Source organism: Paeniglutamicibacter sp., assembly GCF_046714615.1.
Classification (GTDB): Bacteria; Actinomycetota; Actinomycetes; order Actinomycetales; family Micrococcaceae; genus Paeniglutamicibacter.
In genome coordinates, this window is the sequence record NZ_JBKKAP010000079.1 from 1 (window position 1) to 19,720 (window position 19,720).

The window sequence follows — 19,720 nt, forward strand, 5'->3', positions numbered from 1 at the left end:
ACGTCGTGGTGATGCCCTCCTACAGCGAATCGTTCGGGCTGGTGGCGCTCGAGGCGCAGGCCTGCGGGACGCCGGTGGTCGCCACCAGGGTGGGCGGACTTTCCCGGGCCATCTGCCATGGCCGCACAGGGCTGCTGGTGGATGGCCACCACGCGGAGGACTGGGCCGACGCGCTGGAGGCCCTCTACGACGATCCGGCCACCCGGGAAGACATGGGCCGGGCCGCCTCCATCAGGGTCCAGAACTCCGGCTGGCAGCGCACCGCCGCGATCACGCTGGAAAGCTACCACGCCGCCGTCGACGGTTACCTGGAACGCCGGCTGATCCCGGCGATCCAGGCGCCCTGAGGCAGGCGCCACCCGCGCCTGCCTGAAGAAGCCCTAACAAAGGACAAAGATGTCTGAACCGATCTACCTGAGCGACCTCGAGATCGCCCGCCAGGCAAAGATCAGGCCGATTGAAGAGGTGGCGGCAGCGGCCGGCATTAATCCCGCGGCGCTGGAACTGTACGGGCGTTACAAGGCCAAAATTGATCCGGCACGGCTGGACGCCCCCTCTCCGTCCGGAAAAGTGGTGCTGGTTTCCGCCATGTCACCCACCCCCGCCGGCGAGGGGAAATCCACCACCACGGTGGGCCTGGCCGATTCGCTGGCCCGGGCGGGCCACAAGGTGATGATCGCCTTGCGGGAACCCTCGCTCGGCCCCGTTCTCGGCATGAAGGGCGGGGCCACAGGGGGCGGCTACTCCCAGGTGCTTCCCATGGACGAGATCAACCTGCATTTCACCGGTGATTTCCACGCCGTGACGTCCGCCAACAACGCGCTCATGGCGCTCGTGGACAACCACATCTACCAGGGCAACGAGCTGAATATCGATCCCCGCCGGATGACGTTCAAGCGGGTCCTGGACATGAACGACAGGTCGCTGCGGGAAGTGATCATCGGGCTCGGCGGTCCCACGCAGGGTGTCCCCCGCCAAGACGGCTTCGACATCACGGTGGCGTCCGAGATCATGGCGGTGTTCTGCCTGGCAACGGACCTCGCCGACCTCCGCACGCGCCTTGGCCGCATCACGTTCGGCTACACGTACGGACGGGCCCCTGTCACGGTGGCGGACCTCCGGGTGCAGGGCGCCCTGACCCTGCTCCTCAAAGAAGCCATCAAGCCCAACCTGGTGCAGACTATCGCCGGCACCCCCGCCCTGGTCCACGGCGGACCGTTCGCCAACATCGCCCACGGCTGCAACTCGCTGATCGCGACACAGACTGCACGCCGCCTGGCCGACATTGTGGTCACCGAGGCCGGCTTCGGCGCGGACCTGGGAGCGGAGAAGTTCATGGACATCAAGGCGCGGATCGCCGATGTGGCGCCAGCTGCGGTGGTGGTGGTGGCCACTGTCCGGGCGCTCAAGATGCACGGCGGCGTGGCCAAGGACAGACTGACGGCACCTGACCTCGAGGCGCTCCAGACCGGCGTCGCCAACCTCCGGCGGCACGTGCGCAACGTGGACAAGTTCGGCGTGACCCCGGTGGTGGCCATCAACAGGTTTGCCACGGACACCCAGGAGGAGCTCGACTGGCTGCTGGAGTGGTGTGCTGCGGAGGGGGTGCAGGCTGCAGTTGCTGATGTGTGGGGCCGGGGTGGCGGCGGTGACGGGGGCGATGAACTGGCGGCCAAGGTGGCGGCGGTGGTAGCCGCGCCCAACCACTTCCGGCACCTGTACCCGCTGGACCGTCCTGTGGAGGAGAAGATCAGGACCATTGCCCAGGAGATCTACGGTGCCGACGGCGTGGACTTCTCCGTCCCTGCCCTGAAACGGCTGGCCGACATCGAAAAGCACGGCTGGTCCGGGCTGCCGGTGTGCATGGCCAAGACCCAGTACTCGTTCAGCGACGAGGCGTCCCGCCTGGGCGCGCCCAAGGGCTTCACCATCCATGTGCGCGACCTCATCCCCAAGACCGGGGCAGGCTTCATCGTGGCGCTCACAGGTGCGGTCATGACCATGCCCGGCCTTCCCTCTGCCCCCGCCGCGATGCGGATGGACGTGGACGACGCCGGCAACCCCGTGGGCCTCTCCTGACCCTCACTCCCCCGGTTGCTCTATCACTTTGAGCCCTCATCTGGCCCTTTTGAGGGCTGAAACTGATAGAGCAACCGGGGCTGTGGATATCTTCTGCGGGCGAAGTCGGCTTCGGGCAACAATGGTGCTCATGCGTCCGTCTTCGCCTCTGCCAGCCGCTCTTTCATCTGTTCCGTTTACCGTCCATGAGGCACGGGCCGCCAGTCTGAGCCGGGGCAGGCTCCGGTCATCCGACGTGGCCTCTGCCGGGCGGTTGCTCTACCTGCCGGCTGGCTGGGACTTTGAAATCCGCGGGCTGGCAAGGGCACTATCCGCAGCGACGCCGGGCGCATGGATCTCGCACGTGACAGCGGCTTGCATCCTGGGACTGTGGCTTCCTACCTGGTTCCGCGACTGCCCGGAACTTCACCTGAGCAAACCGAGGAAGCTGCCGCCCGTACGGCGGAAGGGCGTTGTAGGCCACACCGTCCTGGCATTTGATCAGGAGGTCATGGAGCTGGACGGAATCCGAATCTCCACACCTGCCCGGACCTGGCTTGACCTTGCTGGCATCCTGCCTTTGGAGGACCTCGTGGCCGTGGGTGACCAGTTGGTCCGCCAGCCGCGGCTTGGTCTTGATGACCGCCCTGATCCGTGGTCGACGCTTCCGCAACTGCAGGAAATGTTGAAGCGGCACCCGAAACTGAAGGGAATCGTGAAAGCCAGGGAAGCGGCAGAACTCATCCGTCCCGGGTCAGATTCTGCACCTGAGACCTTCCTGCGGTTGGCCTTAACGGCTTCGGGCCTGCCGGAGCCGGAACTGCAGCTGCGTGTCGAGCCTGAGAACCCCTATTCACCGGCAGCAGACATGGGATACCGCGCGCAGCGCATAGCTATCCAGTACGACGGCGGCCATCACCTCACGCGCGAGCAGCAGTCCCGGGACAATCGCCGCGACGAGTCTTTCAATTCTGCGGGCTGGCGGTACTGCAAGTTCAATGCCGACGATCTGGCCCAAGACTTCCGGGGCGCGGTCAACAAAGTCCACCTCGCCCTCAAAGAGCGTTAAACGCCCGTTGCCCAATAACAATTTGTAGCCAAACCAAGGGGTTGGGGACCAAAAGTGATAGGGCAACCCGGGAAAACGGGGGGTCAGCGCTCGGGGGTCAGCGCTCGAGGTCGCCGCGGATGAAGGCCTCGACCTTTTCCCGGGCGAGGTCGTCGTTGAACTGCTCCGGCGGGGACTTCATGAAGTAGCTCGAGGCCGAGAGCAGCGGCCCGCCGATGCCGCGGTCCAGGCCGATCTTAGCCGCGCGGATGGCGTCGATGATCACGCCGGCGGAGTTGGGCGAGTCCCAGACCTCCAGCTTGTATTCCAGGGAAACGGGGGCGTCACCGAAGTTACGGCCCTCGAGGCGCACGAAGGCCCACTTGCGGTCATCGAGCCACTGGACGTAGTCCGACGGGCCGATGTGGACGTCCTTGGCGGCCAGCACGGCCTCAACGTTGGAGGTCACGGCCTGGGTCTTGGAAATCTTCTTGGACTCAAGGCGGTCGCGCTCCAGCATGTTCTTGAAGTCCATGTTGCCGCCGACGTTCAGCTGGTAGGTGCGGTCCAGGGTGACGCCGCGGTCTTCGAAGAGCTTGGCCATCACGCGGTGGGTGATGGTGGCGCCGATCTGGGACTTGATGTCGTCACCGACGATCGGGACACCGGCGGCGGTGAACTTGTCGGCCCATTCCTTGGTACCCGCAATGAAGACCGGCAGGGCGTTGACGAAGGCCACGCCTGCATCGATGCATGCCTGTGCGTAGAACTTTGCTGCGGCATCCGAACCAACCGGCAGGTAGCAGACCAGCACATCGGCCTTGGTCTCCTTGAGCACTGCCACCATGTCGACGGGTTCCGCGGAGGACTCGGTGATCGTCTCGCGGTAGTACTTGCCCAGGCCGTCGAGGGTGTGGCCACGCTGCACGATGATGCCCGAGGTCGGGACGTCGGCGATCTTGATGGTGTTGTTTTCGGAGGCGTGGATGGCGTCGGCCAGATCCAGTCCGACCTTCTTCTCGTCCACGTCGAAAGCCGCTACGAACTGCACGTCATTGACGTGGTACTTGCCGAACTGGACGTGCATCAGGCCGGGAACTGTGGCCTGCGGGTCCGCGTCACGGTAGTACTCAACACCTTGAACCAATGACGTGGCGCAGTTGCCTACGCCAACGATTGCAACCCGAATCGGATTTTCCGACACCTTGTCTCCTCAAAATCAAAAACTTCTGGGCAGGGGAAGGCCCACCGTCCAGCACACCTACAATGCTAAGTGAGAAAGCCGGACGGTTATTCCCAACGGGGTGCTTCAGTGGTACAAGCGGGGTACGGGATCAGGTCCGCGAGCCGCGTTCGCGCAGCCACCAGCGCCGGATCCGCAGCAGCGCCTCGAGCGCCGGGCGCGGCAGGGAAGTGCGTACGCGTTGCCGGAACGCGACGTCGCGGACCATGGCCAGTTGCTCATCAGAGGTGGTCAGCGTCTGGTTCTGGGCACGCTGGGCGTAGTGGGAAAGTGCCGAGACAAATTCCGGGCCGCGGCGGTGGAAGTAGTTTTCCCGCAGCCATGCGCGATTCGCAAAAGAAAAGTGCAATGCCGCCGCGTCATCAAGGGTTCCCAGCAGCCCGGAGCCGCGGAAGACCGAATTGAGCATCGCATCGTTGAGCCCGAAATCGGTCAGCACCAACACCGGCAGGCCGCGATCCACCGCTTCGAGCGCCGCGGTGGAGGAAACGGTGAGCAACGCGGAACCGGGAACCAGCACCCGGTCCATGGCACCGGTGACGAACTCCACGTGCCCGGCCCCGACCTTCCCCGCGGCCACCAGCGATTCCCACAGCGTGTCAAAGGGGTGCGCCTCTGCGTGGGTCTGCGGTTCCCCGGCACGGGCACGGAGCTTGACGAGCACGCGCACCTTCGGGTTCAGCCGGGCCACCCGCTCCAGGGCCAGCAGGATCTCTTCGCGCTCCGCGCGCTGGACCGGGACCTTGGCCTGGGAGGCAAACACCACCGTGTCGATGGGGGAGTCCTGGGGCTGCGGAAACCCCGCGGTCTTCAGGAAGGGGAGCTTCGAGACGAGGATGTCGGGGCAGTGCCCGGTTTCCTGTTCGGCCAGATGGGAGAATTCGCGGGCCTCGGCATGGGAATGCACGATGAACGCGTCCGCGCTGCGCCGGTAGGCCCAGCCCTTGGTGGTTGCCGGGTAGGCGACACCGGGCAACGCCGAGATCAGCGCAGCGGGGCGCGGCGAGTTGGACTTGGAGCGCAGGAGCTTCGTGAAAAGCTCGCTGACCACCGGTCCGGTGGCAGCGGCAAAGATGATGTGTTCCTCCAGCGAGTCGTAGTTCAGCGCGGCGCGCGGAATGACCGGGATGTCCTCGGCCTCGAAGCAGGTGCCAGCGGTGGCGGCGGCAATCTGCTCTGCGGTGGGGGCGATCGGGGTGCGCACGAGCACCACGCGGCGGTCCCATTCCGGTCCGAGGGCCGAAAGGGTGGTGCAGGCCAGCTTCAGGTACGAGTCCGAGTCGGCCACCGCAACGATGCTGGGCCTGAATGAAAGGGTGTTCATGGGGTCAATAGCTCCAGGGACGAGGACAAGTGGGAACGAAGTTCTAGGGAGGCGGCGGGCTTCCACCAGGCGGCGGGGATGTGCTGGCCGATGATCCGCACCCCTGTCTCACCCAGCAGCAGCCGCAGGGAAGGCAGCGCGGTGGACGGCAGCGCCCTCACGTCCTGGCCGCGGCGCAGGGAGCGCAGGCGCATCTCAATGGGGATGGTGTGCTCGCGGACCACGATCCTCTCGTGCTCCGCGAGCATGGCGAGGAACTTCCCCGACTCGCGGCGGTGCGGGAAGTAGGCGACGGGCCCGTCGAGCGTCAGCGAATCCAGCCAGCGGTAGTACGGTTCCGCGTGGATGAGCCCGTCGGCGGCCATGGCAGAACCGACCACCACGGTGGGTTCGTTGATCCGTTCGGTCATCGGCTGGGTGTTCAGCCATTCGAAGCGGTGTGCTTCCAGGTGTCCGCCAAGGGCCAGGAAGCGCTGCGCGATCTCGGGGTCCACCGGGAGGGCGGTGAAGACCAGCAGGCGGCCCGCCCGGGCCAGGGAGCGCAGGCGGTACCAGCTGGCAATGCCCAGGGCCCGGCGCGCCGGGTTCGGTCGGGAGCGCGGGCGCACCAGCGCTGTCGGCTCGGTGGACACCAGCGCCTTGATGAGCCCCAGGGTGGCCAGCCCGTCGTCGATGATCACGACTTCCTCCACGGCGATGGGCCCCAGCATGGCGCGCTGGACCCGTCCCGAATACGCGTCCCCGGTCACCCAGCGCCGGGCGCCGGCGGAACCCGGGGAAGGAGGGGTCGCGGTGGACGGCGCGAACGCCACGCCCGCCGGAGCCTGCGCTATGAGCGTGGCCAGGGTGGCGTCAAGCGTCGTGGTGCCCCCGCGCGGGTGGATGCGGCTGGTGGTTCCCAGCAGCCCGGCGCCGTGCGCCTCGATGGCGGAGAGCAGCTGCAGCGGGGATTCGACCCACACCTCGGCATGGCCGAAGCGAGGACGTGCGACGGCGGAATCAGCGGGATACACGGGTAGAGGTCTCATGCAGCGTGCGTGCCAATCTCTCCAGCGATCGCGAGCCGACCCGCAGGGCGCGGCGCTGGATCCGCCGTCCCCAGGCGCGGCCGCGGTTCGCCCGCGTCGGGTGGGCCCAGCTCGGGGGCAGGTCCAGGGCGGCCAGGCGGCGGCGCTTGAAGTGGGCCCCGAAACGCGAGTAGTTCGCGGCCAGGAACGCGACGGCCTCCTCGCGGAGCCCGGGCAGGTTCTGGTACTGCATGCAATAGGCGACGGCGCGCAGCAGGGGCGAGAGTTCGTCGTTCACGCCCGCGTCGGCGGGCGTTTGAAGCTCCTGGACGAGCAGGGCATCGACGATCGAGACGGGGATGCGGTTGGAATTCTGGTAGGGGCTCAGCTCCTGCAGCAACTCCCCGGTGCCCACGGCAACGACGGGGGTGCCGAGCATGTACTTGGCGCTGAGCAGGGCCGTGGAGAAGCAGGAGATGACCACCAGCGGCTTCATGAGCGTGATGACGGTTTCGGCCAGCAGGTTGGTCTCCAGGATCCGGAACTCCAGGCCCAGGGATTCGGCGCGGGCACGCAGCTGCAGCGCGGCGGTGGGGCCGGCGCTGGGGTGCGGCTTGAACACCACGGAGCTCGCCCCGGCGTCGCGGGCGGCCAACAACATGCCATGGTGCAGCTCGAGTTCCGTGGCCGTATCGAGGATGCCCAGCGAGCCCAGGTACTGCCCCACCACCAGGGCGGCGCGCTGGGGCAGGTCGAGGCCGGCCGGATCGACGGCCGCTGCCAGTTCGGCAAAGACCGCGGCCAGGGACTCGAGCCCCAGGACCTTGCGTTGCACCGGGGCCTCGAGCAGCAGCATGGGTTCCAGGCCCGGAACCAGGTCGATGTGGATGGTTTCGCGCAGGCGCTGGAGCATATGCTGGGGCAGCTTGCTGCGCGTGGGGCCGTAGGACATCAGTCCGTCGGAGTGCACGGAGATCGGTGCGTCGAAGAAGATCCGGGCCAGCGCCTGGGCCGGGTTCACCTGGATGGATTCAAGCACCAGCGACACCGGGTCCTGGCCCAGGTCCCAGCGGTGGCGCAACAGCTTCTCGAAGAGCGGCAGCTCCTCGTTCCGGGGGTTGAATTGCCCGGGGCGGCGCGGCCACAGGAGTTCGCCCAGGTCCACCACGTCGTCAAAGCGCGCGGCCAGGGCCGCGAAGCCCGGGTTCTCCCGTAATGGCGTGGTGATTTCTGGCATCTGGCTGCCGTTGGCCAGCACCAGGACGCGGCGCTCGGCCTCCGGGAGCAGGCCCGCATCGACCATTGCCGCCAGGGAGACGACTTGGAAGTAGGCGGACGCCTGGATAAGTTGGATCATTTGCTTTCCCTCTTGGCCGCGGCGGAGGGCCGCAGGCCGGTCAATGTCTTGCGGCGCTTGGCGTCGAGTTCGGCCAACCCTTCATCCAGCAGCGGCGCGGGTATTGCTGCGAGCCGCTCCGCGATTCCCGCGCGCAGGGCCTGGCGCAGGGAGGGAGGGAACTGGTCCGAGCGGCCCAGGTGGTGGCAGGAGATGGCCAGGAACTGGCGCAGTGCCTTGGGTCCGTGGGCTTCGTGCGCCGGGTCCGTCAGCACCATATCCAGGATCCCGGCGAAGGCGTGAAGGAAGTCCAGCTGGCGATCGTCGAAGACCTGGGTGAGGGAAGCGGGAAGACCGCGGCGGTAGAAAATCCCGTGGGCGTTGAGTACCGCGTAGCTTTTTGCCTTGAGGGCGAGCTCCCAGAACCAGGGCCGGTCCTCACAGGTGCGCAGCTCCTCGTTGAAGCGCGGCGCGACGGACTCCAGCACCTCGGCGCGGTACATGCCCGCCCAGACCAGGGGGTAGTCGATCATGGTCGCGGTGTGGATGGGGGAGATGTCGTCGGAGGGATTCAACACGACGTTTCGGTTCGCCTGCGGCGCGCGGTACAGCGTCCGGTTTCCGCCGGTGACGCGCACGTGGTCGCAGCGCACGTAGTCTACGTCCAGTGCCTCAAGCCCCTCGGCCAGCTGCGCCAGGTGGGTGGGGGCAAACCAGTCATCGGGATCCAGGAACACCACGAATTCGCCGCTGGCGCTTTCCAGCCCGGTGTTGCGGGCGGCGGACACCCCGCGGTTGGTCGGGTGCGTGATGATCTTTAGGCCAGGAATCCGTGCGCCGAATTCCGCGGTGATCGCCGCGGTGGCATCGGTGGAGGCGTCATCGACAACCAGGACTTCCAGTTCCCGTCCCTTCAGTTGTTGACGGGCCAGGGACGCCAGGGTGTCGCCAATGAAATCCTGTTGGTTCATCGCGGGGATGATGACGCTGATGAGCCCGGGGATGCGGGCCTTGGCGGAGGGAAGTGCGGCTGTGGAAGGCATGGGGATCTCGGGGTGGTCCTTAAGTCTGGGAAAGCTGGTCGGCGGCGTTTTGGCCACCTAATGCCGTTGGGGTGCCCGCCGGAAGGCGGACACCCCACGGTCCTAAAACTATGCGAAGAATGCTACAGCTTAGGCATCAACGCGGCGCAGGCGGGACAGCGGTGCCAGCTCGCCCGGGAAGACCTTCTTGACGCCGTCGCCCATGGCCTGCTCGAGGATGCGGATGTCGCGGATCAGTGCCTCGAAGCCCTTCGGCTCCAGCGAGGAGGCCTGGTCGGAGCCCCACATGGTGCGGTCCAGGGTGATGTGGCGCTCCACGGTGACGGCGCCCAGGGCGACGGCAGCCAGCGAGATCTGCAGGCCGCGCTCGTGGCCCGAGTAGCCGACCGGCACCTGGTAACGCTCCTGCAGCGTGGTGATCATGCGCAGGTTGGCCTCTTCGGGAGGCAGCGGGTAGGTGGAGGTTGCGTGCATCATGACGAGGTTGTCGGTGCCGAGGGTTTCCACGGCCTTGTCGATCTGCTCGATGGTGGACATGCCGGTGGAGAGGATGATCGGCTTGCCGGTCTCGGCCAGGGCCTTGAGCAGCTCGATGTCGGTGACCGAGGCGGAGGCGACCTTGTGGGTCACTGCGCCCTGCTCTTCCATGAACGCGACCGAGGGGACGTCCCACGGGGAGGCGAAGGCGTGCAGGCCCTGTGCGGCGGCGTAGCGGATCAGTTCCTTGTACTGTGCTGCATCGAACTCGACGCGGTAGCGGTAGTCCAGGTAGGTCATGTCGCCCCACGGGGTGGAGCGGATCTTGTCGCGCATGTCCATCGGGGTGGAGATGTCCGGCGTGCGCTTCTGGAACTTCACGGCGTTGGCGCCGGCCTTGGCGGAGACGTCGATGAGCTGCTTGGCAATCTCCATGTCGCCGTTGTGGTTGATGCCGATCTCGCCGATGACGTAGACCTGCTGGCCGGTGCCCAGGAGCTGCTCGCCAATGGCGACGGGTGCGGTTTCGGTGGTGGAGATAGTCATGGGGGGACTTGCCTTTCGTGGATTGCCGGACCGTTCGGGTTGGTTATGTGAAGGTCTCGGTGAGGATTGGTGGAAAACTGTGGGGGTCTAGTGGACCAGGGAGGGTTCCAAGGGACCGGATGTCGGGGCGGAAGTCGCCGCGGTGTTTTGGCTGGTAATGCCGGCCAGGATGAGGTCGGCTGCCTCGCGCACCGCGCCGTTTCCGCCGGGCCGCGACAGGCGGTGTCGGGCAGCGAGGTGGACGGATTCGCGGGCGTCGGCCACGGTCAGTGGCCAACCGACCTGGCTCATGGCGTCCAGGTCGTTCACGTCGTTGCCCAGGTAGGCGACGCGTGCCGGATCCAGGCCGCGGTCGGCGATCCATTGGTTCAGGACGGTGGCCTTGTCGTTCACGGACTGGGCGACGTCCACGCCGAGCTTGGTGGCCCGTGCGGTGACCACGGGGTTGGTTTCCGTGGACAGGATTAGCAGGTGGATTCCGGCCTTCTTCAGCAGCGAGATGCCCATTCCGTCGGAGCGGGAGACCCGCACCGCTTCGCTGCCGTCCTGGCTGAGGTAGGCGGTGTCTGCGGTGTGCACGCCGTCGAAGTCGGTGACCAGCGCGTCCACATCGATCCCGGTCACGGGAGTGGTGTGCGTCAGGCGCCATTGGGCCAGGGCCAGGTCGGCCTCGGTGTCGATGTCGATTCCGTGGTCCTCCGGTACCTGGGCCAGCGCCAGGGAACCGAAGAAGCGATGCTCTGCCTCAAGGAATCCGGCGGTGTCCATGACGTAGAACGCCCCGGTTTCGCGGAACCGCGGTTCGCGGTCCTGACGGCGCGGACGCCGGGCGGCGTCGTGTCCGCTGGCATGGGCGGCCCCGGTTTCGTCGCAGCTCCAGTGGAACCCGTGGTCGGGAACCACCGCAAAGCTGACATCCGCCGCTCCGCTGGCGACCGTGGTGATGGCCGCTTGCAGGTCTGCCGGTGCGATGACCGGCGAGGTGCATTGGATGAAAACGGTGATTTGGGGGAGAACGTCCAGCGTACCCAGGGCGTGCAACAACACCGATTCGCTGCTTGCTGTGTCACCGGCGATCTCTGCCGGGCGGTCGATGACTGTTGCGCCGTGTTCCAGTGCCTCCGCCTTGATCTCCGGGTGGTCCGTGCTGACCACGACGTCGAGAACTGACGGCGTGGCAAACGCGGATTCAATGGCCCGTGCCAACAAGGTTTGGCCGCCGATCCTGCGCAGGTTTTTTAGCGGGATTCCCTTTGATCCCCCGCGGGCCGGGATGATGACCAGGGTCTTCGCTTCGCTGTTCGTACTCACAACCAAAGACGCTATCGCCGCAAGTCAACGAACCGACCGCATTTAGGTTAACGGGAGGCGACAACTGGGAGACCAATGGGCAATATTGAGAATAATCCCTTGTCAGCATGCTGTTCTCGTGGGTGAAATTAAGGATTGGGTATCGCTCGGGCAGCTGGTTGCCGCCGACGCGTTGGGGATTGGGGCCTGGGCGAGGTGCCGGGGGTTCTGTCCTGCAGCAGGTTGGCCGCGGGGTCTTGGGTGCGAGGGGCACCGTGATTTTCAACAACGAATCAACTCTTCGACGCCCGATCTTGTGCGTTTGGGGACCGTCGCGGCGGGGGTGCCGGCCGACTACGTGGACCCGTATGGCGGCGCAGCGGGCACGCACGATTTGGGCTTCCCGCTCGGGGAGGGGGCGCGGGGGCCTTGGATTCACCAAGACCGACGCCGGTGCGGTCGAGGAGTTCACGGGAGCTCCCGGCGTTTATCGCAGATTCGCACTGGCCGCCGGGAATTGGGATTCTCGCGACTTGAAATGATTTCCGTACCTATGATGGATGGACCGAACCATCCACCAAAGCAGGGAACAAAGTGAGCGAAAAACCGCCGGCAGATCCGCTGGCGTTAGAGAACCAGGTTTGCTTTGCGCTGTCCTTGGCTTCCCGCAGCGTGGTCGCGGCCTACCGGCCGGTCCTCGAGCCGCTGGGGTTGACCCACCCGCAATACCTGGTCATGCTGACCCTCTGGGAGCACGAACCTCTTTCAATCAAGGGATTGAGCAACCTGCTCCAATTGGACCCAGGAACGCTTTCGCCACTGGTCAAGCGGATTGAGGCGCTCGGCTATGTGCGGCGCAGCCGCAGCGCGGCCGATGAGCGGACCCTCGAGATCGTGCTGACCGAAAAGGGCAGGGATGCCCGCGAGCTCGCCCTCGAGGTCCCCAAGGAGATGATGCGGCGTCTCGACATGGACGGCGATGAACTTGTCGCACTCCACAAGACGATGAAGAAGGTCATCGAGGCGGCCTCGAAGGCCCCCCCACTAAGGAGTTTGTATTCACCCGGTGGCCTCCGCAAAATTAGTTGGTGTACCAACCATTGGACTACAATTGGGCAGAGATAGCCGGAAGTCCACGGAGACACCACTCTGCAGGGGAGGGTTGGTCTCCCACAGAAAGAGACTGGAAACCCATGAGTGACAAGAGATTGCCCATCGTCGAGGACATCACGGGATTGAGCCGCACCTATCGCGTCCTGTGGAGCCTGCAGTATCTGGGATTCACTATCTTTGGCCCTGCCGACCAGCTTCCGCACCGGGATCCACGTGAACGCCTGAAACGTGATCGTGCCCGCCGGGTGCTTCGTGCCCACGAGGCGGCCGGGACCCAGGCTCCCGACGAGGTTATTGCTGCCGCAGACCGCTGATCCGGCACCTCGCAACCCATTTCCGTAGTTGCCGAAGGGCAATGTCCTCCCTTGGGGACATTGCCCTTCGGCAAACCTGGATGGATGCGCGGTCGGCCGCCGCGTGATGCGTTGGCTAGAGCAGCCTGCCTGCAAACCCGCATTCTGGTGCGTTATTCCCGCCCCGGGCGCAATTGCACGGCAATTTATTGCGGCTGGTGTTGAGAAAGCGCTCAACGATCAAGATTTCCGCAAGAACGGCACTGGGGACGCTTGAGCCTGTTGCGGAAAGTTTGGTGGAAGCCTGTGGAAAAATCGACCTCGATCTTGCGGTTTGCCCTGCACAGTTGATCTTGCACCGGTCGCTGGGGCCGGCGCAGGACTTTGAGGATCAACACCATGAACAAGATGACCAAGGGGACTCTTGCAATCGGCCTCGGCGTGGCACTGCTGCTGGGAGGCGGCGGAACGCTCGCCGTTTGGAACGCCTCCGTAGACACTCCGGCAGGGTCCATCGTCTCGGGAGATCTTCAGCTGACTGCGGGCGTCGGTACCTGGACCAATGGCGCCGGCACCCAAATCCAACTCGATTCCTACAAGGTGGTCCCGGGCGACGAGCTGCACTTCACGCAGCCTGTCACCGTGGCGCTGGACGGCGACTTGATGAGCGCTTCACTCACCCTGACGAACAATCTGGCCGTATCCGAGTCCGCCTCCTACCTCGAGGTCGGCAGTGCAACCCTGAAGGATTCAAGCGGAACCACCGTCACCGCGCCCCTTGGCGCCAACTCGGACGGTGAATACACCGCCACGGTCAGCGTGACATTCCTGGAAGCAACCACGGGCACCGTGGGGACGACGGCCAGCAACGCACTTGGAAGCATCGGCTTCAAGCTGGAACAGATCGCACCTGTCACCACGCCGTAGGGCCAGCGCTGAAGCCGTGAACAACGAGGAGCACCGCATGTGCATCAAAGCGACGTTGAGGATGGTTGCGATCTTGGGGGCCGCAACCATCCTGGCGTTGTTCACGGTGCAGGGAACCCTTGCCGTGTGGAACCAAGCGACGGCCTCGAACCCCCAAATCGTGTCAGGTGCCGACTTCTCGCTGGACGTCAAGGCATCCGGGGCCGCGGCCCAACGGTTCTCCGTTTCGGGACAAACGGTATTGATTCCAGGAATCACCGGAATGCTCCCGGGAACCACTCGCACCACCGCCATCACGCTCACCAATTCGAGCAACGCCGGCAGCGGGACCTTCCGCATCCGGGTGAACCCGGGCGTGCCGACGGCAACCGGGTCGCTTGCCCCCCATCTCACCACCGACCTCTACTGGGTCCAGGGCGCGTCCTGTACCGCGCACCACGTTCCAACCGCACTTGAGCTGGGGCAGGGCAAAAGCGGCACGCTCTGCCTGACTGTCTCACTGGCGGCCAGTGCCCCGGCAACGCTCGGGGGAGCCGAGGCCAGCCTGGGCTTGGACCTCAACGTCACGCAGCTCCAATAACCCCCACCACGCGTACGACGCAGTTAGGTTTGGCCCCCATGTCCCGGCACCCAGCAGCCGATTCTTCCTTCGCCCGCTCCTCATTGCACCGGGCCGGAACCGCATTGAGCTTCATCGCCCTGGTTGCGGCCGCCCTGGCGGCACTGGTGCTCATCGTGGTCCCGCTGCTGACCGGATCACAGACGTACTCGGTGCTGACCAGCTCCATGATGCCGAACTACGGTCCGGGAACACTGCTGGTCGTCAAGCCCGCGCCCTTCGAATCACTGAAGGTCGGCGACGTGGTGACCTACCAGCTGGAGTCGGGCCGCCCGGGGGTCATCACCCACCGGGTCGAATCCATCGCCGCGGACCAGTTGGGCCAGCGCACCTTGGTCACCCGGGGCGACAACAACGATGTCGCCGACGAAACCCCCGTCACCAGGATGCAGATGCGGGGGAAGCTGTTCTACGCGGTGCCCTACGCCGGATTCGCGGCAAATTGGCTGGGCACCCACGACCGCGGGTTGGTGGGCAACCTCGCTGCGGCCGGGCTGATTGGCTACGGCGCGATCACCATGATCCGGTCACTTGCCGCCCGCAGGCGCGCCGCTGAGGCCCCCGGCCAAACCGACGAGACCGCCGGGAAGGTGTCGGCATGAGTGCGCGCGGCACCGTGAAGCGGCCGGGTTCGCTGCGCATCGCTGCCATTGCCTACGGGGTCATCGTGGTTCTTGGGCTCGGAGCCACCGGGGCGCATGCGTTGTGGAGCCTGAACGGGACGGTTGCCTCCACCGTGGTGGCCGGCGCGTGGGCGCCGCGGGGCGTGGACCCCGCAACCGTGACCTGCACCCGCAAGGACGGGCCGTTGCTGGGAGACAAGTACTCGGACCTGACCCTGAACTGGGGTGCGGTGGACGCGACCGGGTACACGGTAACTGCCGTGCGCAACTCGGTCACGGTCGCTAAGACCACGACCACCGCGACGGCTACGCTGCGCCTGGAAGGGGCTGCCCTTCTGGACAGCAGTGTCTACGCGGTGACCATCACGCCGACGGCCTCGGGGCTCAGCGGCCCGCCGGCGCAGATCACTGCGCAACTGACCACCATCCTGTTCATCACCGGCGTGACCTGCACCCCGTCCGCGTAAGCGGCTACGCGCCGATGTAGGCGGCCAGGTGCTGACCGGTCAGCGTGGAGCGGCCCGCAACCAGGTCCGCGGGCGTGCCCTCGAAGACGATGGCGCCCCCTTCATGGCCCGCGCCCGGACCGATGTCGATGATCCAGTCAGCATGCGCCATGACGGCCTGATGGTGTTCGATCACGATGACCGACTTGCCCGACTCCACCAACCGGTCCAGCAGGCCCAGCAGCTGCTGGACGTCGGCCAGGTGCAGGCCCGTGGTCGGCTCGTCCAGGATGTAGATGCCACCCTTGTCGCCCATGTGGGTGGCCAGCTTCAGGCGCTGGCGCTCGCCTCCCGAGAGCGTGGTCAACGGCTGGCCGATACTGAGGTAACCCAGGCCCACGTCGGAAAGCCGGGTGAGGATCTTGTGCGCCGCAGGCAGCTTCGCCTCGCCGTCGGCGAAGAACTCCTCGGCCTGCGCCACCGACATCGCCAGCACCTCGGAAATGTCCTTGCCGCCCAGGTGGTAGTCCAGCACCATCGAGTCGAAGCGCTTGCCGTCGCACTCCTCGCAGGTGCTGGAGACCCCCGCCATCATCCCCAAATCGGTGTAAATGACCCCGGCGCCGTTGCAGGTGGGGCAGGCGCCCTCGGAATTCGCGCTGAAGAGCGCCGGCTTCACGCCGTTGGCCTTCGCGAAGGCCTTGCGGATCGGTTCCAGCAACCCGGTGTAGGTGGCGGGGTTGGAACGCCGCGAGCCCTTGATGGCACCCTGGTCAACGCTGATGACGCCCTCGCGGCCGGACACCGAGCCGCGGATCAGTGAGCTCTTGCCGGACCCGGCAACACCCGTGAGCACCGTGAGCACGCCCAACGGGATATCCACATCCACATTCTTGAGGTTGTTGGTGTTTGCCCCGCGCACTTCCAGCGCCGTGGACCAGGTGCGGAGAGTGTCCTTCAGCGTGGCGCGGTCATCAAGATGGTGCCCGGTGATGGTGTCGGAAGCGCGCAGGCCCTCAACGGTGCCCTCGAACATGATCTGTCCGCCGCCGGCACCTGCCTTCGGGCCCAAATCAACAACGTGGTCGGCGATGGCGATGGCCTCGGGCTTGTGCTCGACCACCAGCACGGTGTTGCCCTTGTCGCGCAGGGCGAGCAGCAGCTCGTTCATCTTGTCGATGTCGTGCGGGTGCAGCCCGATGGTCGGCTCGTCAAAGACGTAGGTGACATCGGTGAGCGAGGAACCCAGGTGCCGGATCATCTTGGTCCGCTGCGCCTCGCCGCCGGAGAGCGTGCCGGAGGGACGCTCCAGCGAGAGGTAGCCCAGCCCGATGTCGACAAAGGAATCCAGGGTATCCCCAAGTGCCTCCAGCAACGGGGCTACCGAGGGCTCGTGAAGGGAGCGCACCCAGGCGGCCAGATCACTGATCTGCATGGAGCAGGCATCGGCGATTGACTTGCCGTCGATCGTGGAGTTCCGGGCGTGCGCAGCAAGCCGGGTGCCGTCGCACTCGGGGCAATTGGTGAAGGTGATCGCGCGCTCGACAAAGGCGCGGATATGCGGCTGCATGGCCTCGACGTCCTTGGCCAAAAACGACTTCTGCATCTTCGGGATCAAGCCCTCATAGGTGAGATTGATGCCCTCGACCTTGATCTTGGTCGGCTCGCGGTAGAGCAGGTCGTCAAGTTCCTGCGTGGAGAACGCGCCGAGCTTCTTGTCCATGTCAAAGTAGCCGGAGCCGGAGAAAATGCGGCCGTACCAGCCGTCCATCGAGTACCCGGGGACGGTCAGCGCGCCCTCGGCCAGTGACTTCTCGGCGTCGAAAAGCGCCGTCAGGTCAAAGTCGTTGACCTTGCCGCGGCCCTCGCACTCGGGGCACATGCCGCCGGTGATGGAGAAGGAACGCCGCTCCTTGATCTTCTTGCCGCCCTTTTCAATGGTGACAGCTCCGGCCCCGGAGACCGAGGGGACATTAAAGGAGTAGGCCTGCGGGGAACCGATATGTGGCTGGGCGAGCCGGGAGAAGACGATCCGCAGCATCGCGTTGGCGTCGGTGACGGTGCCGACGGTGGAGCGCGGGTTGGAGCCCAGGCGCTCCTGGTCCACCAGGATCGCGGTGGTCAGACCCTCCAGCGTGTCGACCTCGGGACGGGCCAGGGTGGGCATGAAGCCCTGCACGAACGCGGAGTAGGTCTCGTTGATCATGCGCTGGGACTCTGCGGCGATGGTGCCGAAGACCAGCGAGGACTTGCCGGAGCCCGAGACGCCGGTGAACACCGTGAGCCGGCGCTTGGGGATCTCGACGCTGATGTCCTTGAGGTTGTTCACCCGGGCCCCGCGCACCCGGATCACCTCGTGGCTGTCGGCGGCGTGCACGGGTGCGGACGTGCTGGTCGTGGTCTCGCTGGTCATGACTTCTCCAATTCGTGCCGGTTCCGCGTCGGCGGAACTCCCGGTGCCTACACTAGCGCTCCGGAAGGGATAGGGGCTTCTCGAAACCGCTCGGTTTAGTTCGCAGGGCAGTGGGCCCATCGCCCTCTGCAATGGCTTAGTCCCAATACATCAGGGGTCTGGCCATGCCAAGCTGTGGGATGAGTCAAAACCGCGAATTTCCGGGAAATTTCCCGGGTGAATGGCTATTAATCTTGTTCAGACCTGGGCAGACTCCTGAGAGTCATGTCAGCAAGGTGTCCGAAGAAGAACCAACCAGAAATGCAAGAATTCCCTTTAGAAACCTCGTTTCAAACGCCCATAACCAGCCTTCAGCTATCTGAGAGCGACCCACAATCAAGACTTCCGCTCTTTGCGGCTTAGTCTTTGGTTATGAGGGTTTCAAAAACTGATTTCATCGCCGAACTGCCAGCGGAGTTGGCCCGCGCGATTGTCCGTAAATTCGGGGGCCGGGAAATGGTCGCAGAGTGCGTCGCAGACCTGCTCGAAGGAACCGAATTTGAACTCGACGCAGTCTTTGCGGGGTTGGAAGCGGCCGGATATATGAAGAAGGTCCGTGTCGACAACGGGGAAGTTTGGTGGGATACGACCGTCCAAGGCAATGCATTGGCAATGGCAAACTTCGGGAAACCGATCAGCAGAAGAACCGCAGACCGGCTCGTTTCTGGGCTTCTGGAACGTGCGTTGGCATACAACGCCGACCCAGACAAACCGATGTTTATCAATACACTCAGGGTCTTTGGGAGCTACCTGAGCCTGGACATCGACCCCATTGGTGACGTCGACATCGAGCTCACTTTCGGCAGAAGAATCACGGACCAGAAGGTGCTTTCGAACTACACGAGAGCCAGCGGACGATCGTTCGGAACGTACATTGAAAAGGTATTCTGGCCCCACACTGAGCTCTTCCTCCACTTGAAGAAACGTTCAGCGTTCATCAACATCACGATTGAAGACATCACCAAGATTACTGACAGATTCGAAACCATCTACAGTATCGACGCAGACCGGCAGGCAGTGCCGCCGCCAGTTGATCGATCTCTCATCGGGAGGTAAGGACGGTCATTTAGGCTTCCCCCTCAGCCATTTTGAGTAGCCGATAACCCACGTTTTCCAGTCGGAACTTTTGCCACACATACATGACGGGTCAGGCCGGGAAGAGGGAGAGTTGGGAGCGGATCCCAGCTACGCCAGTTCAGGCAACCTTGAAAGCAACGCCCGGGCCGCCGCGCTCGGGTCCTCCGCATCGGTGATCGCACGCACCACCACGATGCGCGAGGCCCCGGCCGCAACGACCTGCTCCACGTTTGAGAGGTCGATCCCGCCGATGGCGAACCACGGCTTGGCCGTTTCCAGCGAGGCGGCGTGTTCCACCATTTCCAGTCCGACGGCCGCGCGCCCGGGCTTGGTCGGGGTGGCCCACAGCGGGCCGACGCAGAAGTAGTCGGTGTTGGGGTCGGACGCGGCCGCGGTGATCTGCGCCGGATCGTGGCTGGAAAGCCCGAGAATCACCGAGGGTCCGAGCAGGGACCTGACGCCGGGCAGCGGCAGGTCCGTTTGGCCCACGTGGAACACCGGGGCGCCGGAGAGCATTGCCAGGTCCGCGCGGTCGTTCACCGAGAAAGGCTTGCCGAATTCCGCGGCAACCCCGCGCAGCACATGGAGCAGTTCAAGCTCCTCGGCGGCATCGATGCTCTTGTCGCGCAGCTGGATGATGTCGACCCCTCCGGCATAGGCCGCGCGCAGGAAATCGACGAAATCCCCGCGCTCCCTCCGGGCATCGGTGCACAGGTACAGCCGCGCTGTTGCGAGGCTCGGTGCGGTTAAGACGGGTGTCGCTTCATCTTGGGCGGTGATCTGGCTCATGTCTCATAG

General features: G+C 65.0%; 19 protein-coding genes. 10 read left to right on the forward strand and 9 right to left on the reverse strand.

What is annotated here, in order from left to right:
* The 3 genes from ACLQ7E_RS08820 to ACLQ7E_RS08830 form a co-directional block, all read left to right on the forward strand.
* On the forward strand, positions 1–347 hold a 347-nt coding region (locus ACLQ7E_RS08820; RefSeq protein WP_411732210.1), incomplete at its 5' end, for a glycosyltransferase.
* A gap of 49 nt (positions 348–396) precedes the next feature.
* Complete coding sequence (locus ACLQ7E_RS08825; protein ID WP_411732211.1) at positions 397–2,079, forward strand: formate--tetrahydrofolate ligase; 1,683 nt, start codon at positions 397–399, stop codon at positions 2,077–2,079.
* A 235-nt stretch (positions 2,080–2,314) separates the two neighbouring features.
* The gene (locus tag ACLQ7E_RS08830) at positions 2,315–3,127 is read left to right on the forward strand and encodes a DUF559 domain-containing protein (protein WP_411732212.1); all 813 of its coding nucleotides are present in this window, start codon (positions 2,315–2,317) and stop codon (positions 3,125–3,127) included.
* Between the two features lie 97 nt (positions 3,128–3,224).
* Here ACLQ7E_RS08830 and ACLQ7E_RS08835 read toward each other — a convergent pair whose 3' ends face one another.
* The 7 genes from ACLQ7E_RS08835 to ACLQ7E_RS08865 form a co-directional block, all read right to left on the reverse strand.
* On the reverse strand, positions 3,225–4,310 hold the full coding sequence (locus ACLQ7E_RS08835; RefSeq protein ID WP_411732213.1) for an inositol-3-phosphate synthase: 1,086 nt from the start codon (positions 4,308–4,310) through the stop codon (positions 3,225–3,227).
* 130 nt (positions 4,311–4,440) lie between these two features.
* Positions 4,441–5,673, reverse strand: a complete 1,233-nt coding sequence (locus tag ACLQ7E_RS08840; protein WP_411732214.1) for a DUF6716 putative glycosyltransferase — start codon at positions 5,671–5,673, stop codon at positions 4,441–4,443.
* The gene (locus tag ACLQ7E_RS08845) at positions 5,670–6,686 is read right to left on the reverse strand and encodes a hypothetical protein (protein ID WP_411732215.1); all 1,017 of its coding nucleotides are present in this window, start codon (positions 6,684–6,686) and stop codon (positions 5,670–5,672) included. Before ACLQ7E_RS08845 ends, ACLQ7E_RS08840 begins: the two co-directional genes overlap by 4 nt.
* A complete protein-coding gene (locus ACLQ7E_RS08850) occupies positions 6,673–8,037 on the reverse strand; it encodes a polysialyltransferase family glycosyltransferase (RefSeq protein ID WP_411732216.1) in 1,365 nt (454 codons plus the stop codon). The genes ACLQ7E_RS08845 and ACLQ7E_RS08850 overlap by 14 nt, the downstream gene beginning before the upstream one ends.
* The gene (locus ACLQ7E_RS08855) at positions 8,034–9,059 is read right to left on the reverse strand and encodes a glycosyltransferase family 2 protein (RefSeq protein WP_411732217.1); all 1,026 of its coding nucleotides are present in this window, start codon (positions 9,057–9,059) and stop codon (positions 8,034–8,036) included. Before ACLQ7E_RS08855 ends, ACLQ7E_RS08850 begins: the two co-directional genes overlap by 4 nt.
* A gap of 129 nt (positions 9,060–9,188) precedes the next feature.
* Positions 9,189–10,082 (reverse strand): N-acetylneuraminate synthase family protein, encoded by an 894-nt coding sequence (locus ACLQ7E_RS08860; RefSeq protein ID WP_411732218.1) that lies wholly within the window; start codon positions 10,080–10,082, stop codon positions 9,189–9,191.
* Between the two features lie 87 nt (positions 10,083–10,169).
* Positions 10,170–11,393: a cytidylyltransferase domain-containing protein gene (locus ACLQ7E_RS08865; protein ID WP_411732219.1), complete on the reverse strand. Its 1,224-nt coding sequence runs from the start codon at positions 11,391–11,393 to the stop codon at positions 10,170–10,172.
* Positions 11,394–11,966: 573 nt separating this feature from the next.
* On the opposite strand from ACLQ7E_RS08865, the gene ACLQ7E_RS08870 reads away from it, so the two are divergent.
* The 6 genes from ACLQ7E_RS08870 to ACLQ7E_RS08895 all read left to right on the forward strand — a co-directional run bounded on the left by ACLQ7E_RS08870 (position 11,967) and on the right by ACLQ7E_RS08895 (position 15,414).
* Positions 11,967–12,497, forward strand: a complete 531-nt coding sequence (locus ACLQ7E_RS08870) for a MarR family winged helix-turn-helix transcriptional regulator (RefSeq protein WP_411732220.1) — start codon at positions 11,967–11,969, stop codon at positions 12,495–12,497.
* A 68-nt stretch (positions 12,498–12,565) separates the two neighbouring features.
* The gene (locus ACLQ7E_RS08875; RefSeq protein ID WP_411732221.1) at positions 12,566–12,799 is read left to right on the forward strand and encodes a hypothetical protein; all 234 of its coding nucleotides are present in this window, start codon (positions 12,566–12,568) and stop codon (positions 12,797–12,799) included.
* 378 nt (positions 12,800–13,177) lie between these two features.
* A complete protein-coding gene (locus ACLQ7E_RS08880; RefSeq protein WP_411732222.1) occupies positions 13,178–13,705 on the forward strand; it encodes an alternate-type signal peptide domain-containing protein in 528 nt (175 codons plus the stop codon).
* Between the two features lie 37 nt (positions 13,706–13,742).
* Entirely contained in the window at positions 13,743–14,285 is a 543-nt protein-coding gene (locus tag ACLQ7E_RS08885) for a hypothetical protein (protein ID WP_411732223.1), read from the forward strand.
* A 38-nt stretch (positions 14,286–14,323) separates the two neighbouring features.
* On the forward strand, positions 14,324–14,926 hold the full coding sequence (locus ACLQ7E_RS08890; RefSeq protein WP_411732224.1) for a signal peptidase I: 603 nt from the start codon (positions 14,324–14,326) through the stop codon (positions 14,924–14,926).
* Positions 14,923–15,414 (forward strand): hypothetical protein, encoded by a 492-nt coding sequence (locus tag ACLQ7E_RS08895; RefSeq protein WP_411732225.1) that lies wholly within the window; start codon positions 14,923–14,925, stop codon positions 15,412–15,414. Before ACLQ7E_RS08890 ends, ACLQ7E_RS08895 begins: the two co-directional genes overlap by 4 nt.
* A 4-nt stretch (positions 15,415–15,418) precedes the next feature.
* Here ACLQ7E_RS08895 and ACLQ7E_RS08900 read toward each other — a convergent pair whose 3' ends face one another.
* Entirely contained in the window at positions 15,419–17,806 is a 2,388-nt protein-coding gene (locus ACLQ7E_RS08900) for an ATP-binding cassette domain-containing protein (protein WP_411732226.1), read from the reverse strand.
* 411 nt (positions 17,807–18,217) lie between these two features.
* Here ACLQ7E_RS08900 and ACLQ7E_RS08905 point away from each other — a divergent pair, with 411 nt between their 5' ends.
* The gene (locus ACLQ7E_RS08905) at positions 18,218–18,901 is read left to right on the forward strand and encodes a hypothetical protein (protein WP_411732227.1); all 684 of its coding nucleotides are present in this window, start codon (positions 18,218–18,220) and stop codon (positions 18,899–18,901) included.
* Positions 18,902–19,030: 129 nt separating this feature from the next.
* On the opposite strand, the gene thiE is transcribed toward ACLQ7E_RS08905, so the two are convergent.
* A complete protein-coding gene (thiE, locus tag ACLQ7E_RS08910; RefSeq protein WP_411732228.1) occupies positions 19,031–19,711 on the reverse strand; it encodes a thiamine phosphate synthase in 681 nt (226 codons plus the stop codon).
* Positions 19,712–19,720: the final 9 nt, after the last annotated feature.